This window comes from Clostridium estertheticum subsp. estertheticum (assembly GCF_001877035.1).
Classification (GTDB): Bacteria; Bacillota; Clostridia; order Clostridiales; family Clostridiaceae; genus Clostridium_AD; species Clostridium_AD estertheticum.
Map to the genome: position 1 here is coordinate 4,565,501 of NZ_CP015756.1, position 15,491 is coordinate 4,580,991.

Consider the following 15,491-nt stretch of genomic DNA (forward strand, 5'->3'; position numbering starts at 1 on the left):
CAACGAGTGATTTTAAATTTGACAAAACTGTCTTGGCAAAGCCAAAACAGTTTTGTTATTAATATCTGTAATGAGCGAAAGCCTTATTAGCTTCAGCCATCTTGTGGATGTCTTCTCTTTTCTTTACTGCTGCTCCAGTGTTGTTTGAAGCCTCAAGTAACTCATTAGCAAGTTTTTCTCTTGCATATTTCTCGCCTCTGTTATCAGCAGCGATTAATAACCATCTTAATCCTAATGTTTGTCTTCTCTCAGGTCTAACTTCGATAGGCACTTGATAATTTGCTCCACCTATTCTTCTAGCTTTTACTTCAAGTAACGGCATAACATTATTTAATGCAGCTTCAAAAACCTCTAAAGGTTCTTTACCTGTCTTTTCTTTGATTATGTCAAAAGCTTCATAGCATATTTTCTGTGCTACTCCTCTTTTACCATCCTCCATTACATTGTTTATTAACTTTGTAACGACTTTGCTGTTGTACATAGGATCTGGTAATACATCTCTTTTTGCAATATATCCTTTTCTCGGCACTTTACTTCCCTCCTTAACAATTTTAATTAACTCATAGGTACTCGATATTTCTACCGCAAAGCACTCTGTACTTCTGCAAATGTATGTAAATATTTAAATTATCATATATATAAATGCTGAAGACATTGTACCTTAGTTCAAAGCATTATTTTTTTGCCTGCTTTGGTCTTTTAGTACCATATTTTGATCTACTTTGTAGTCTTCCTGCAACTCCAGCTGAATCTAATGTTCCTCTGATGATGTGGTATCTAACTCCTGGTAAATCCTTAACTTTTCCACCTCTTATAAGAACAACACTATGTTCTTGTAAGTTATGGCCTACACCTGGAATATACGCAGTAACTTCATATCCGTTTGTAAGTCTTACTCTTGCAACTTTTCTTAATGCTGAGTTTGGCTTCTTAGGAGTTGTAGTTTTAACTACTGTACAAACGCCTCTTTTTTGTGGGCAATTTTTTAATGCTGGTGCAGCTGATTTTGTAGCTAATGTCTTTCTGCCTTTTCTTATTAATTGGTTAATAGTTGGCATGGTTTCACCTCCCCATTTTTATAAGCTAATTTCCATTTATATCAATGTGTCATAACACAACTTAATGTTATGTTATCACATGATATATCTATATTATTTAGTTGCTAGCAATAATTTAATCTTCAAAACGCAATGCTGTTGCTGATGCAACATCTATGTCACAAAGATTTCCTAGTTCTTTCATTGTGTCTACAAATACTATTTGCAGGGAATTAACTTTGGCTAATTTTAAAATAGGCTCAGTAATACTATTATCAGCATCTTTGGCTATATACAAAACCTTACCCTGATTATTCTTTAATGCTTTTAGGGTTTGTTTAACTCCAACGACTTTCTGACCTACAATTTTATCTACCATTTATAACTCCCTTCATAACTACAATCATAAGATTTATCTACTTAAGATGCATCTACTCGATTTAAATCACACACAAGGTGTATTTTATCATTTTAGTATCCGCCTGTCAACTAGTTACAAGTTATAGTTCTAAATCATTTTCACTTTCTACCTTAACTTCATCTTCAGTATTTATCTTTATAGTCCTATATCTTGTCATACCAGTACCTGCAGGTATTAATTTTCCAATTATTACATTTTCTTTTAATCCAAGCAATGGGTCAATTTTACCCTTAATAGCTGCATCAGTAAGAACTCTTGTTGTCTCTTGGAATGATGCTGCTGACAAGAACGATTCTGTTGCAAGTGCGGCTTTAGTTATACCTAGTAGTGATATCTTGCCTACAGCAGATACGCCACCTTCAGATTCAACTTTTGAATTAGCATCTTCAAAAGCAAAAATATCAACTAAATTTCCTGGAAGTAGTTCAGTATCTCCAGATTCCTCAATTTTTACTTTTCTTGTCATCTGTCTTACAACAACCTCTAAATGCTTATCATTAATATCAACACCTTGAAGTCTATAAACTTTTTGTACCTCTGATGATAAATAATTTTTAACTCCATTAACGCCTTTGATTCTTAAAATATCATGCGGATTAACTGAACCCTCAATTATTTCGTCTCCAGCCTCAATTCTATCACCATTTGCAACTTTTAATCTTGAACCAAATGGTATATCGTAACTTAATTCTTCTCCTGCATCACCAATTACAATTACGACTCTCTTTTTCTTAGTATCTTCCATTTTAACGCTACCAGTTACATCACTTACTATTGCAAGTCCTTTTGGCTTTCTAGCTTCAAATAATTCCTCAACCCTTGGAAGACCTTGAGTAATATCTGATCCTGCTACTCCACCAGTATGGAATGTTCTCATTGTAAGTTGTGTCCCTGGTTCTCCGATAGATTGAGCTGCAATTATTCCTACGGCTTCTCCAATATTTATTTTTTGAGAAGTTGCCATATTCATTCCATAACATTTAGCACAAACACCGATTTTAGCCTTACATGTAAATACTGATCTAATCATAACTTTTTTAACACCAGAATTTTGAACTTCTTGTGCTAAATTTATGTCCATATATTCACCCTTAGGAACTATTACTTTGCCTGTCTTTGGATGAATAATATCTTCAGCAGAATATCTCCCAGTTAATCTTTCAACTAATTGTTCAATTACCTCGCTACCATCACAAATCTCTGAAACCTCAAACCCTTCGTTTGTTCCACAATCTTCGTGTCTTACTATAACATCTTGACATACATCAACAAGTCTTCTTGTTAGATAACCTGAATCGGCAGTCTTAAGTGCTGTATCTGCATTACCTTTTCTAGCTCCATGTGTTGAGATAAAATACTCTAATACGGTTAGTCCATCCCTAAATGACGCTCTAATTGGTAACTCTATTATCTTACCTGATGGATTAGCCATCAGGCCTCTCATACCAGCCAATTGTTTAATCTGGCTCTTAGACCCTCTGGCTCCTGAATCTGCCATCATGAATATCGGATTAAATTTATCCAAACTATCCATTAATGCATTTGCTACATCTTCTGTAGTCTTAGTCCATTTTTCTATTACTCTTTGGTATCTTTCTTCCTCAGATATAAATCCTCGTCTATACATTTTCTCAATCTTATTTACAGTTTCATCAGCATCTCTTAACAATTCTTTTTTAGCTTCTGGAACTTGCATATCAGATGTAGCAACAGTAATTGCTCCAATTGTTGAGTAATGATAACCTTTGGCCTTTATCTTATCTAACATCTTAGAAGTTTCTGAAGGACCATATTTTAAGTAACATTTATCAATAATGCTACCAAGATTCTTTTTACTTACTAAGAAATCTATTTCACAATTAAGTTCATTGCCAGGAATACTTCTATCAATAAATCCTAAATCTTGAGGTATAGTTTCATTAAATATTAATTTTCCTGGTGTAGTTTCTATAACAGAAGTTACACTAATGCCATTAACAACGCCGGATACCTTAACTTTAATTTTTGCATGAATAGCAATATCCTTTACTTGATATGCCATCATTACTTCATCTGGTGATGAGAATGCTCTTCCCTCACCTTTTGCACCATCTTTATCAATAGTTAAGTAGTAAGCTCCTAAAACCATATCTTGAGTAGGTACACAAACTGGTTTACCATCTGACGGTTTCATTATATTGTGAGCTGCAAGCATTAAGAATCTTGCTTCAGCTTGAGCTTCAACAGATAAAGGTACATGTACTGCCATTTGATCTCCATCAAAGTCAGCGTTATAAGCTGTACATACAAGTGGATGTAGCTTAATAGCCCTACCCTCTACTAATATAGGTTGGAAAGCTTGAATTCCAAGTCTATGCAGCGTAGGTGCACGATTTAATAATACCGGATGATCAGCTATTACTTCTTCTAATACATCCCATACTTGAGGCATAACCCTCTCAACCATTCTCTTAGCACTCTTAATATTATGAGCCACTCCACTACCAACTAGCTTTTTCATAACAAAAGGCTTAAATAATTCTAAAGCCATTTCCTTTGGAAGACCACATTGATACATTTGAAGTTCTGGTCCAACAACTATAACCGAACGTCCAGAATAATCAACACGTTTTCCAAGTAGATTTTGTCTAAATCTTCCTTGTTTACCTTTTAACATGTCAGATAAAGATTTTAAAGGTCTATTACCTGGTCCTGTAACTGGTCTTCCACGTCTTCCGTTATCAATTAATGCATCTACAGCTTCTTGAAGCATTCTTTTTTCATTTCTAACGATTATGTCTGGAGCTCCTAAATCTAAAAGTTTTTTAAGTCTGTTATTCCTGTTTATCACTCTTCTATATAAATCGTTCAAATCAGAAGTAGCAAATCTCCCTCCATCCAATTGTACCATTGGCCTTAAATCAGGTGGTATTACAGGTATTACATCAATTATAATCCACTCAGGCTTGTTTTTAGATTTTCTAAATGACTCTGATACATCCAGCCTTCTTATACTTCTAATTCTTTTTTGTCCTGTACTTGTTTTTAAGTCTTCTTTTAATTCCTTAGATAGTTCCTCTAAGTTTATACCTTGTAGAAGTACTTTAACAGACTCTGCACCCATACCAGCAACAAAGCTATCATTTCCAAATTTATCAATAGCTTCTCTATATTCTTTTTCACTAAGGATTTGCTTTCTTAGTAGTGATGTTTCTTTTGGATCCAATACTACATAAGAAGCAAAATAAAGAATTTTTTCTAGTGATCTAGGTGACATATCTAAAATAAGTCCCATACGAGATGGTATTCCTTTAAAATACCAAATGTGAGATACTGGAGCAGCAAGTTCTATATGCCCCATTCTTTCACGTCTTACTTTTGATTTCGTAACTTCAACACCACATCTATCACAAACTATTCCCTTATATCTTACTCTCTTGTATTTTCCGCAGTGACATTCCCAATCTTTTATTGGTCCAAATATACGCTCGCAAAAAAGTCCATCTCTTTCAGGTTTTAAAGTTCTATAGTTTATAGTCTCAGGTTTTTTTACTTCACCTTTCGACCATTCTCTAATTTGTTCCGGTGATGCTAATCCTATTTGAATAGCATCAAAATTATTAAATTCAAACAAGGGTCCAGCCTCCCTTCATATTAATGTTCATCATTAAAATCATTCAATTCTAAATCTTCACCAAAATCTTCTAATGGTACTTCATCATAATTTATATCAACATCTACTTCTTCATCTTCATCAATAAGTTCAACGTACTCTTCAGTTGGCGACTCAGGCACTACATCTTCTGAACCTTCTATGTTAACATTTAGATTTAATTCTTCCATTTCATCGTCTACTGACTCTTTAATTTTAATTTCTTCCCTATCATCAGTAAGAACTTTAACATTAAGACATAAGGCTTGCAATTCTTTTATAAGAACTTTAAACGATTCAGGTACACCCGGTTCTGGGATATTTTCACCCTTAACAATTGCTTCATATGTTTTAACCCTACCTACAACATCATCAGATTTAACTGTTAGAATCTCTTGCAACGTGTGAGCTGAACCATAGGCCTCTAGTGCCCAAACTTCCATTTCTCCAAATCTTTGGCCACCAAACTGTGCTTTACCACCTAATGGTTGCTGTGTTACTAGCGAATATGGTCCTGTAGATCTAGCATGTATTTTATCATCTACTAGATGATGTAATTTCAAGATATACATATATCCAACAGTAACTCTGCTATCAAGTGCTTCTCCTGTACGTCCATCATACAAATCAGTTTTTCCATCTGCATCATATCCTGCTTTTATCAAGCACGCTTCAATTTCTTCCTCTTGTGCACCATCAAATACTGGAGTTGCAATGTGCCAACCTAATTCACTAGCTGCCCATCCTAGATGAACCTCAAGTACTTGACCTATATTCATACGAGAAGGAACTCCTAGTGGATTTAAGCATATTTGAAGCGGTCTTCCATCTGGTAAAAATGGCATATCTTCTACTGGTAATACTCTTGAGATAACTCCTTTATTACCATGTCTTCCTGCCATCTTATCGCCCACAGATATCTTTCTTTTTTGAGCTATATAGCATCTAACTAGTTCATTTACACCCGGTGGAAGTTCATCACCATTTTCTCTAGTGAATACCTTAACATCGACTATTATTCCAGCCTCGCCATGAGGCACCCTAAGTGATGTATCTCTTACTTCTCTTGCTTTTTCACCAAATATTGCTCTTAATAATCTCTCCTCTGCGGTAAGCTCTGTTTCTCCTTTAGGGGTTACTTTTCCCACAAGGATATCTCCAGATCTTATCTCAGCACCAATTCTTATTATTCCACCCTCATCTATGTCTTTAAGTGCATCTTCTCCAACATTTGGGATGTCTCTAGTTATTTCTTCAGGTCCAAGCTTAGTATCTCTTGCTTCTGATTCGTATTCTTCAATATGAACTGAAGTAAAAATATCATCACGAACAAGTTCTTCAGATATTAGCATTGCATCCTCATAATTATAACCTTCCCAAGTTACAAACCCAATACGGATGTTCTTACCTAAAGCTATTTCTCCAAGATCTGTTGAAGGGCCATCTGCTAAAACAGAGTTTACTTCGACTTTCTCTCCTTTATTAACTATAGGTTTCTGATTTATACACGTACCCTGATTGGATCTTTTAAACTTAAGAATTTTATAAACATCGAGTCCACTATCTGAATCTCTTCTTACTTTAATCTCGTTAGCACTTACGTACTCAACTATGCCGGCGTTTCTAGCTTTCGGAAGAACACCAGAATCCACTGCAGCTCTATATTCTATTCCAGTAGCTACAATTGGAGATTGTGATTTTAATAGTGGTACTGCTTGACGCTGCATATTCGAACCCATAAGTGCACGACTTGCATCATCATTCTCAAGAAATGGAATCATAGCAGTTGCAACAGAAACTATCTGTCTTGGTGATATATCCATTAAATCAACTTCATTTTTTGGAACGATCATTATTTCTGTTGTCTTTCTTACAGTTACCTTATCATCTACAAAAGTACCATCTTCACTAATTGGTTCACTTGCTTGTGCTACTAGATATGAATCTTCTTCATCCGCAGTCATATAAACAATCTTGTCTGTAACTATTGATGTTTTCTTATCTATAAGTCTATATGGTGTTTCGATAAATCCATATTCATTTACCTTAGCGTAACTTGCAAGTGAATTAATAAGCCCTATATTTGGTCCTTCTGGCGTCTCTATTGGACACATTCTACCATAATGTGAGTAATGAACGTCCCTAACTTCAAAGCCAGCTCTCTCTCTAGAAAGCCCACCTGGTCCTAGCGCAGATAATCTTCTTTTGTTTGTAAGTTCTGATAATGGATTTGTTTGATCCATGAATTGAGAAAGTTGAGAACTTCCAAAAAATTCTTTTATAGCTGCTGCTACTGGTCTTATGTTTATAAGTGCTTGAGGAGTAATTCCTTCTTGGTCTTGAATTGTCATTCTTTCCTTAACAACTCTTTCCATTCTAGATAATCCTATTCTAAATTGATTCTGTAAAAGTTCTCCTACAGATCTAATTCGTCTATTTCCTAAATGATCAATATCATCAATATAACCGATATCGTAAGTTAGTCCTAACTCGTAGCTCACTGTAGCATACATATCATCTTTAATTATATGTTTTGGTATCAATCTAGTTTTATTGGCTTTTATTTGCTCTTTAATCTCTTCTTCATCACTATAATTATCTAGTATTTCTTTTAATGTTGGATAATGAACCATTTCTCTAATATTAAGGTCAGAAATATCAAAGTTAACTACCTTATTAAGGTTAACAAAATTATTTCCTATAACTCTTATTACTCTATCCTCAACTTGAAGATCTACAACATTAATTCCTAGATTTTGAATTTCTAAAGCTGTTTCTCTATCTATTTTTTGATCTTTTTCGACTATAACTTCACCAGTTGTAGGGTTGACAATATTCTCAGCAGCGATTTGATTTGCGATTCTGTGATTAATAGATAATTTTTTATTGAATTTATATCTACCAACTCTTGACAAATCGTATCTCTTCGCATCAAAGAATAATGAATCAATAAGAGATACCGCACTATCTACTGTAGGTGGTTCACCTGGTCTTAATCTCTTATATATTTCTATCAAAGCTTCTTCTCTTGTTTTAGTATTATCTTTTTCTATTGTTGCTTTTAATCTTTCTTCTTCACCCAATAATTGATGTAAGTCTAAATCACTACCATTATCCATCATAGCCCTTGCTAAGATACTTATTGGCAATTTTCTAGTCTTGTCGATTCTAATATATACGATATCGTTAGAATCTGTTTCATACTCTAGCCATGCTCCTCTGTTTGGAATTACAGTAGCTGAGTATAGTTTTTTTCCTGTCTTGTCAACTGAATAATTGTAGTAAACCCCTGGTGATCTAACCAATTGACTTACTATAACTCTTTCTGCACCGTTGATAACAAATGTTCCTTGTGGTGTCATCAGTGGGAAATCTCCCATAAAGACTTCTTGCTCCTTGATTTCACCTGTTTCATTATTACGCAATCTAACCTTAACTTTTAAAGGTGCTGCGTAAGTTGTATCTCTTTCTTTACATTGTTCTTCAGTATACTTAATATTTTCTATATCAAGTTTGTATCCTACGAACTCTAGAACAAGATTTCCAGTATAATCTTGAATAGGATTTATATCATCAAAAACTTCTTGAAGTCCCTCTTTCAAAAACCAATCATAAGAATCTAACTGTATCTCAATTAAATTTGGCATATCAGTTACTTCTGGAATCTTTGAAAAACTCATTCTTGTTCTCTTACCTAGTTGGACAGGATGTACCATCAGCTTTCACCCCTTGTATAAACTAAAATAACCAAAAACACACTTTCCATTAGGACCTTATGCTTCTGGATTCAGACACTTATCATATTATTATAACCTTATTTGTTAATTTAATTCACAATAACCAATAATTACATTTATTTTAATGTAAAATTACTAGTTTTCTTACATTACGCTATATTATCATAATTATAATTCTATGTCAACATAACATTTTAAAAAAGGGCACTCTTATATAAAAGTACCCTTGTTTTATAATAAAATTATTTTACTTCTGCTTCGCCGCCAACTTCTTCAAGTTTAGCTTTCATTGCAGCCGCATCATCTTTACTTACAGCTTCTTTTATAGTTTTTGGAGCTCCATCAACTATATCTTTAGCTTCTTTTAATCCAAGACCAGTTAATTCTCTAACAACTTTAATAACTTTAATTTTGTTAGGTCCTACAGCTTTTAAAATTACGTCAAATTCAGTTTTTTCTTCAGCGACAGCTGTAGCCGCTCCTGCAGCAGCAACTGGTGCTGAAGCACTTACGCCAAATTCCTCTTCGCAAGTTTTTACTAGTTCATTTAATTCTAAAACACTCATATCTTTTATAGCTTGAATAATATCTTCTCTTGTCATTATAAATGCACCTCCGAATTTTTTTCATGTATATATATCTGTAATTGCCTATAAACAAGGCATAATCACCTTCATAGAAGGTATAATTTGAAACAATTAAATTAATTAGCTATGTACCCTCACATAATATTTAAAATATTATTGTGCTGATTCCTTTTGCTCTTTAATTGAGTTCAATAAGTATGCAAGATTTGATAATGGAGCCTTGAAGCTTCCAAGTAATTTTGCAATAAGAACATCTCTTGATGGTATTGATGCAAGCGCGTTAACTTCTGCGCTGTCGAATATTTTGCCTTCGATTAAAGCTGCTTTAAGCTCTAATTTCTTATGAGTTTTTGCAAACTCCTTTAAAACTCTAGCTGCAACAGTTGCATCTTCATATCCAAATGCTAATGAAATAGATCCTTGTAGATAAGTATCCATACCTTCAATTCCTAATTCCTTAGCCGCTAGAATAACTAAAGTGTTTTTATATACTTTATATTCTACCCCAACTTCTCTAAGGTTTTTTCTTAGCTCTGTATCTTCTTCTACATTAAGACCTTGATATTGACTAAGTACTACACCTTTAGCTTTTGCTAATTTTTCTTTTATTTCTGCCACTTTTACTTCTTTTACTTGTCTATTATTGCTTAACACTGTATATCCACCTCCTAACAGTTTTTAACTGCTTTATAAGAAAATTAAAGTCTCTCCGTAGACACGAAGAGACCTAATATCTGTACACAAGCACATTTATTGGAATCCTCGGTAGGTATGTTGTCTTTTACGCTTTCGCACCTACTATCTACGGAATATCATTTATTTTACTTTAAAAATCATACCATGTTTAAGCCTATTTGTCTATACTAATCTAATACTTTAGCCTGATTTACTTTTATTCCAGGTCCCATAGTACTTGAAACTGATACTGATTTTAAATATTGTCCTTTAGCTGCTGATGGTTTAGCTTTAACTACTGCTTCCATTAATGCATGAAAATTAGCAATTAATTTTTCAGCTCCAAAAGATTTTTTTCCAATAGCTACATGAATTATAGAAGTTTTATCAACTCTATACTCAACTTTACCAGCTTTAATTTCATTTATTGCTTTAGTAACATCAAATGTAACTGTTCCTGATTTTGGATTTGGCATTAAACCTTTAGGTCCTAGCACTCTACCTAATTTACCAACAACACCCATCATATCTGGAGTAGCAACAACTATGTCAAATCCAAACCAATTTTCCTTTTGAATTTTATCAACTAATTCATCAGTTCCAACAAAATCTGCTCCTGCAAGTTCTGCTTCTTTAGCTTTATCACCTTTAGCAAAAACTAGGACTTTAACACTTTTGCCTGTTCCATAAGGAAGTACTACTGCACCTCTAACCTGTTGATCTGCATGTCTTGGATCAACACCAAGACTTATAGCAAGCTCTATTGTTTCATCGAATTTAGCCTTAGATGTTTTTACTACAAGGTCCATAGTTTCTTTTGGTGTATATAAAGCACTTTTATCTATAAGTTTAGCGCTTTCTTTGTAATTTTTTCCCATAATAGTATCCTCCTTCGTGGTAATAACGGTTTTTACCTCCCACGTAATTAATTCAAAATTATTCTTCTACAACTATTCCCATACTTCTTGCTGTTCCAGCTATCATACTCATAGCAGATTCAATTGATGCTGCATTTAAATCTGGCATCTTGAGTTCTGCTATTTCTCTTACTTTAGCTTTAGAAACTGTAGCAATTTTAGTTTTGTTTGGAACACCAGAACCGCTTTCTAAACCAACTGCTTTCTTTAATAATATAGCTGCTGGTGGAGTCTTTAGTATAAAACTAAAAGATCTATCTTGGTATACTGTTATAACTACTGGTATTATCATGCCTGCTTGATCAGAAGTTTTCGCATTGAATTCTTTACAAAATCCCATGATATTAACACCATGTTGTCCAAGTGCTGGTCCAACTGGTGGTGCCGGAGTAGCTTTCCCTGCTGGAAGTTGAAGTTTTATCATCCCTGTTATTTTCTTAGCCATGAATTTATACCTCCTATATTGTGGTAATCGGATTAAAAATCCTCCCACTTAATAAAACCTTCGTTTTATTTAGTACTTAGTCTAATTTTTGTATCTGATTAAATTCTAGCTCAACAGGGGTTTCCCTGCCAAACATATTTATAAGTGCTTTTATTTTTTGCTTTTCCAAATGAATTTCTTGTATTAGAGCAACAAATCCTTCTAATGGTCCGAATGTTACCTGTATGCTCTCGCCTACTTCGTAATCAGAAACTATAGTTTTTTCTGCAATCCCCATAGTTCTAACTTCATCCTCAGTAAGAGCTACTGGTTTAGATCCTGGACCAACGAATCCTGTTACTCCTCTTGTGTTTCTAACTATGTACCAAGATTCATCTGTCATAAGCATTTTCACCATTACATAACCTGGAAATACTTTTTTTAAAGTTATTTTTTGTTTTCCATCCTTTACTTCAACTACTTCTTCCATAGGAACTTGAATATCATGTACATATTCTTCAAGATTTCTATTTTCGATTGCTTTTTCTAGGTTAACTTTAACTTTATTTTCATAACCAGAATATGTATGTACGACGTACCATTTAGCTTTATCTGCCATAGCTCAAGGGGTGGAGAATTCCGTCCCCTACCTCCCTCCTTTACCTTATTTAAAGATTAGCATATAGAGGTTATTAAACCCATAATCCAACAAAGCTACAAATACTACAAAAAGTAAAGTAAAACTCGCCACTGCAAAAGTTGCTTTTTTAACATCTTGTTTTGAAGGCCAAGTTATTCTTTTCGTTTCTGCCTTAAGTTCCTTGAAAAAATTTACTATGCCTCTTTTGTTTGGTTTTTCTTTTAATTTAACATTCCCAGTAACAGCCATCTTATTCACATCCCCACTGTTTTTGTGTTTATGCTATATTATTTTGTTTCTTTATGAAGTGTATGTTTGTGGCAGAACTTACAGTATTTCTTCATTTCTATTCTGTCTGGATTATTTTTTTTGTTTTTCATTGTATTGTAATTTCTCTGTTTGCAATCATTACAAGCTAGAGTTACTTTTACTCTCACAATCTACACCTCCCGATTTTTCATCTATTTCAGAAAACTCATGCTTATTAAGCGCTAAGCTATCTTTAGCATTTTTATTATACTTATATAAGTTATCACAACTTAATACATATGTCAATGAATTAGTTAAGGACACTTTTTTATTAAACGTTTCTGTTGTTAATAATTCAGCGTCATATTTTATTTTCTAATGACTAAGCATAAGTCATTTTTTCACCTTATGCCTAGTACCATTGTAGATTTTCTATACTATTTAACTATTGAAGTAACAACTCCAGAACCTACTGTTCTTCCACCTTCTCTGATTGCAAATCTTAATCCCTCATCCATTGCTACTTGAGTGATTAATTCTACATTCATGTCTATGTGATCTCCTGGCATTACCATTTCCATTCCGTCTGGTAATTTTATTGATCCTGTTACATCTGTTGTTCTAAAATAAAATTGTGGTCTGTATCCGTCAAAGAATGGTGTATGTCTTCCGCCTTCTTCTTTTTTAAGTACATATACTTGACCTACAAATTTTGCATGTGGATGTATTGAACCTGGTTTTGCAAGTACTTGACCTCTTTGAATATCAGCTCTTTGAACTCCTCTTAATAATGCTCCAATGTTGTCTCCAGCCATTGCTTGATCAAGAAGTTTTCTGAACATTTCAACTCCTGTACATACAACTTTTCTCTTATCTTCGCTAAGTCCAACTATTTCTACTTCTTCTCCAACCTTAAGTATCCCAGTTTCAACTCTTCCTGTAGCTACTGTTCCTCTACCTGTGATTGTGAATACATCTTCTACTGGCATTAAGAATGCTTTATCTGTTGCTCTTTCAGGTGTTGGGATGTAAGTATCTACAGCTTCCATTAACTCATATATGCATTTTGTTGCTTCTGGATCTGTTGGATTTTCTAATGCTTTTAATGCTGATCCTGTTACAATCGGAATATCATCGCCTGGGAAGTCATACTCACTTAATAGTTCTCTTACTTCCATTTCAACAAGTTCTAATAATTCTGGATCATCTACCATATCTGCTTTGTTTAAGAATACTACTATATAACCTACTCCAACTCTGCTTGCAAGCAATATATGCTCTCTTGTTTGAGGCATTGGACCATCTGCTGCACTAACAACTAGGATTGCTCCATCCATTTGTGCTGCTCCTGTAATCATGTTCTTTACATAATCCGCATGTCCTGGGCAATCAACATGTGCATAATGTCTATTTTCTGTTTCATATTCAACATGTGATGTATTAATTGTTATTCCTCTTTCTCTTTCCTCTGGTGCTTTGTCAATTTGGTCAAATCTTGATACTTCTGCTAATCCTTTAGTTGCAAGTACAGCAGTTATTGCAGCTGTTAATGTTGTCTTGCCGTGATCTACGTGCCCTATTGTTCCTATATTTACATGTGGTTTGGTTCTTTCAAACTTTGCCTTTGCCATTTTGTATTCCTCCTTGTTTAAATAATACCGTTTTTTGTTCGTAAACTCATCCTAGTGTACTGCATGACCTTAATAGCTATGGAGCCCATAACCGGGATTGAACCGGTGACCTCCACCTTACCAAGGTGACGCTCTTCCGACTGAGCTATATGGGCATTTAATTTTGGAGCGGGAAACGGGGCTTGAACCCGCGACACCCAACTTGGGAAGCTGGTGCTCTACCACTGAGCTACTCCCGCTGAAGTACAACTTAAAGCTATACACCAGTTATTAATTTTACTATTGTTTGTTTTTTTTGTCAATACATTTTTATCTTTTACTTAAACATTTTTCTAATTTCCTTTTAACTCTTTGTAAAGCATTATCAATGGACTTTGCATGCCTGTCTAAATCACAAGCAATTTCTTGATAAGATTTACCATCTAGGTATGACATAAGTACCTCCATCTCAAGTTCCGATAAGACTTCGCCAATTTCATTTTGAATACTTATTACTTCCTCACGACTTATAACCAACTCTTCCGGATCAGTAATTTTAGCACCTGATAACACATCCAATAATGTTCTGTCTGATTCCTCGTCATATATTGGTTTATTTAAGGATATATATGTATTAAGGGGAATGTGTTTTTGACGAGTGGCTGTTTTTATTGCTGTAATTATCTGCCTAGTAACACAAATTTCTGCAAAAGCCCTAAAAGAAGATAATCTCTCTGCCTTAAAATCTCTAATAGCCTTATAGAGACCTATCATTCCTTCCTGGTAAATATCTTCTTTATCGGCACCAATCAAAAAATAAGACTTAGCCTTTGCCTTAACAAAATTTTTGTATTTATTAATTAAATATTCTTGTGCACGAACATTGCTAATTTGTGCTTCAATAACAACTTCCTCATCCAATCTTTCTTCAAAGCTTGAAGTATTCATACTAGCTTTAATGATTTTTTCCAACAAATATCCCCTCCACACCAACCATGTGTCATATAAATGATTATACCCCAGAGCAATTTATATAGTCAAGAAAATTCAACGACTCCTTCTCATTTTCTCAAGTTTTTCCAATGTTTTTTCATCTATTCTCTCTTCTAACCAATTTCTTTTTTCCAAATATTTTCTTTCAATTTCTATTTCAATCTTCTTTTGTGTACTGACTACTTCATGATAAAATTCAATTGAAGACATCCTTGTAGCTCCTCTTTGGAATGTAATCTGTTGCTCTAAGGAGTCAGATGTAATTACGCAAACTTCAGTGTTTCGGCCTATGTCGTTAACCATTTTTTCAATATAATTGTCTGCTGTTTCGCCCTCTTTTGTAAAAACCACAACTAAGTTCCCTTGTCTCTCTTTTTTTTGAATGCTACCCTTAACTAATTGTGCATCAAAGACTATAACCATTTTATAGCCCTTGAATGCTACATAATTTTGAAGGATACCTATAAGCTGAACCCTTGAAGATTCATAACTATATTCTTTAACTTTTTTAAGACTTGGCCAACTATTAATAACATTATACCCATCAACGAAAAGTGTTCTCACTTTTTA

At 34.1% G+C, this 15,491-nt stretch carries 15 protein-coding genes, 2 tRNA genes and 1 other annotated feature; all 17 genes read right to left on the reverse strand.

Annotated features, from left to right (window positions below; genetic code table 11):
* Nucleotides 1-58 precede the first annotated feature (58 nt).
* Nucleotides 59-529: a 30S ribosomal protein S7 gene (gene rpsG / locus A7L45_RS21250; protein WP_071614636.1), complete on the reverse strand. Its 471-nt coding sequence runs from the start codon at nucleotides 527-529 to the stop codon at nucleotides 59-61.
* 145 nt (nucleotides 530-674) lie between these two features.
* The gene (gene rpsL, locus A7L45_RS21255) at nucleotides 675-1,058 is read right to left on the reverse strand and encodes a 30S ribosomal protein S12 (protein WP_071614637.1); all 384 of its coding nucleotides are present in this window, start codon (nucleotides 1,056-1,058) and stop codon (nucleotides 675-677) included.
* A gap of 115 nt (nucleotides 1,059-1,173) precedes the next feature.
* Entirely contained in the window at nucleotides 1,174-1,416 is a 243-nt protein-coding gene (locus A7L45_RS21260) for a ribosomal L7Ae/L30e/S12e/Gadd45 family protein (protein WP_071614638.1), read from the reverse strand.
* A gap of 121 nt (nucleotides 1,417-1,537) precedes the next feature.
* Nucleotides 1,538-5,071 carry a DNA-directed RNA polymerase subunit beta' gene (gene rpoC, locus A7L45_RS21265; protein ID WP_071614639.1) on the reverse strand — a complete coding sequence of 1,178 codons (3,534 nt, stop codon included), beginning with the start codon at nucleotides 5,069-5,071 and terminating at the stop codon, nucleotides 1,538-1,540.
* 20 nt (nucleotides 5,072-5,091) lie between these two features.
* Entirely contained in the window at nucleotides 5,092-8,805 is a 3,714-nt protein-coding gene (rpoB, locus tag A7L45_RS21270) for a DNA-directed RNA polymerase subunit beta (protein ID WP_071614640.1), read from the reverse strand.
* A gap of 263 nt (nucleotides 8,806-9,068) precedes the next feature.
* Entirely contained in the window at nucleotides 9,069-9,428 is a 360-nt protein-coding gene (gene rplL / locus A7L45_RS21275) for a 50S ribosomal protein L7/L12 (protein WP_071614641.1), read from the reverse strand.
* Between the two features lie 138 nt (nucleotides 9,429-9,566).
* A complete protein-coding gene (gene rplJ, locus A7L45_RS21280) occupies nucleotides 9,567-10,067 on the reverse strand; it encodes a 50S ribosomal protein L10 (protein WP_071614642.1) in 501 nt (166 codons plus the stop codon).
* Nucleotides 10,068-10,102: 35 nt separating this feature from the next.
* Nucleotides 10,103-10,239 (reverse strand) — a sequence feature (ribosomal protein L10 leader region).
* A gap of 37 nt (nucleotides 10,240-10,276) precedes the next feature.
* Nucleotides 10,277-10,966 carry a 50S ribosomal protein L1 gene (gene rplA / locus A7L45_RS21285; protein WP_071614643.1) on the reverse strand — a complete coding sequence of 230 codons (690 nt, stop codon included), beginning with the start codon at nucleotides 10,964-10,966 and terminating at the stop codon, nucleotides 10,277-10,279.
* A gap of 58 nt (nucleotides 10,967-11,024) precedes the next feature.
* Nucleotides 11,025-11,450 carry a 50S ribosomal protein L11 gene (rplK, locus tag A7L45_RS21290; RefSeq protein WP_071614644.1) on the reverse strand — a complete coding sequence of 142 codons (426 nt, stop codon included), beginning with the start codon at nucleotides 11,448-11,450 and terminating at the stop codon, nucleotides 11,025-11,027.
* 76 nt (nucleotides 11,451-11,526) lie between these two features.
* Nucleotides 11,527-12,048 (reverse strand): transcription termination/antitermination protein NusG, encoded by a 522-nt coding sequence (nusG, locus tag A7L45_RS21295; RefSeq protein WP_071614645.1) that lies wholly within the window; start codon nucleotides 12,046-12,048, stop codon nucleotides 11,527-11,529.
* Nucleotides 12,049-12,093: 45 nt separating this feature from the next.
* Nucleotides 12,094-12,318: a preprotein translocase subunit SecE gene (secE, locus tag A7L45_RS21300; protein WP_071614646.1), complete on the reverse strand. Its 225-nt coding sequence runs from the start codon at nucleotides 12,316-12,318 to the stop codon at nucleotides 12,094-12,096.
* 38 nt (nucleotides 12,319-12,356) lie between these two features.
* The gene (gene rpmG / locus A7L45_RS21305; RefSeq protein ID WP_071614647.1) at nucleotides 12,357-12,506 is read right to left on the reverse strand and encodes a 50S ribosomal protein L33; all 150 of its coding nucleotides are present in this window, start codon (nucleotides 12,504-12,506) and stop codon (nucleotides 12,357-12,359) included.
* Nucleotides 12,507-12,755: 249 nt separating this feature from the next.
* A complete protein-coding gene (gene tuf, locus A7L45_RS21310) occupies nucleotides 12,756-13,949 on the reverse strand; it encodes an elongation factor Tu (protein WP_071614634.1) in 1,194 nt (397 codons plus the stop codon).
* A gap of 79 nt (nucleotides 13,950-14,028) precedes the next feature.
* A tRNA-Thr gene (locus A7L45_RS21315) sits at nucleotides 14,029-14,104 on the reverse strand.
* Between the two features lie 9 nt (nucleotides 14,105-14,113).
* Nucleotides 14,114-14,188 (reverse strand) — tRNA-Gly (locus A7L45_RS21320).
* Between the two features lie 70 nt (nucleotides 14,189-14,258).
* Nucleotides 14,259-14,876 (reverse strand): RNA polymerase sporulation sigma factor SigH, encoded by a 618-nt coding sequence (sigH, locus tag A7L45_RS21325; RefSeq protein WP_071615081.1) that lies wholly within the window; start codon nucleotides 14,874-14,876, stop codon nucleotides 14,259-14,261.
* Nucleotides 14,877-14,975: 99 nt separating this feature from the next.
* Nucleotides 14,976-15,485 (reverse strand): NYN domain-containing protein, encoded by a 510-nt coding sequence (locus A7L45_RS21330; protein WP_071614648.1) that lies wholly within the window; start codon nucleotides 15,483-15,485, stop codon nucleotides 14,976-14,978.
* Between the last annotated feature and the right edge of the window lie 6 nt (nucleotides 15,486-15,491).

Coding starts and splice junctions, on each gene's coding strand:
- rpsL (WP_071614637.1), bottom strand. CDS start 1,058: ATGCCAACTATTAACCAATTAATAAGAAAAGGCAGAAAGACATTAGCT.
- A7L45_RS21260 (WP_071614638.1), bottom strand. CDS start 1,416: ATGGTAGATAAAATTGTAGGTCAGAAAGTCGTTGGAGTTAAACAAACC.
- rpoB (WP_071614640.1), bottom strand. CDS start 8,805: ATGGTACATCCTGTCCAACTAGGTAAGAGAACAAGAATGAGTTTTTCA.
- rplL (WP_071614641.1), bottom strand. CDS start 9,428: ATGACAAGAGAAGATATTATTCAAGCTATAAAAGATATGAGTGTTTTA.
- rplA (WP_071614643.1), bottom strand. CDS start 10,966: ATGGGAAAAAATTACAAAGAAAGCGCTAAACTTATAGATAAAAGTGCT.
- rplK (WP_071614644.1), bottom strand. CDS start 11,450: ATGGCTAAGAAAATAACAGGGATGATAAAACTTCAACTTCCAGCAGGG.
- nusG (WP_071614645.1), bottom strand. CDS start 12,048: ATGGCAGATAAAGCTAAATGGTACGTCGTACATACATATTCTGGTTAT.
- secE (WP_071614646.1), bottom strand. CDS start 12,318: ATGGCTGTTACTGGGAATGTTAAATTAAAAGAAAAACCAAACAAAAGA.
- tuf (WP_071614634.1), bottom strand. CDS start 13,949: ATGGCAAAGGCAAAGTTTGAAAGAACCAAACCACATGTAAATATAGGA.
- sigH (WP_071615081.1), bottom strand. CDS start 14,876: ATGAATACTTCAAGCTTTGAAGAAAGATTGGATGAGGAAGTTGTTATT.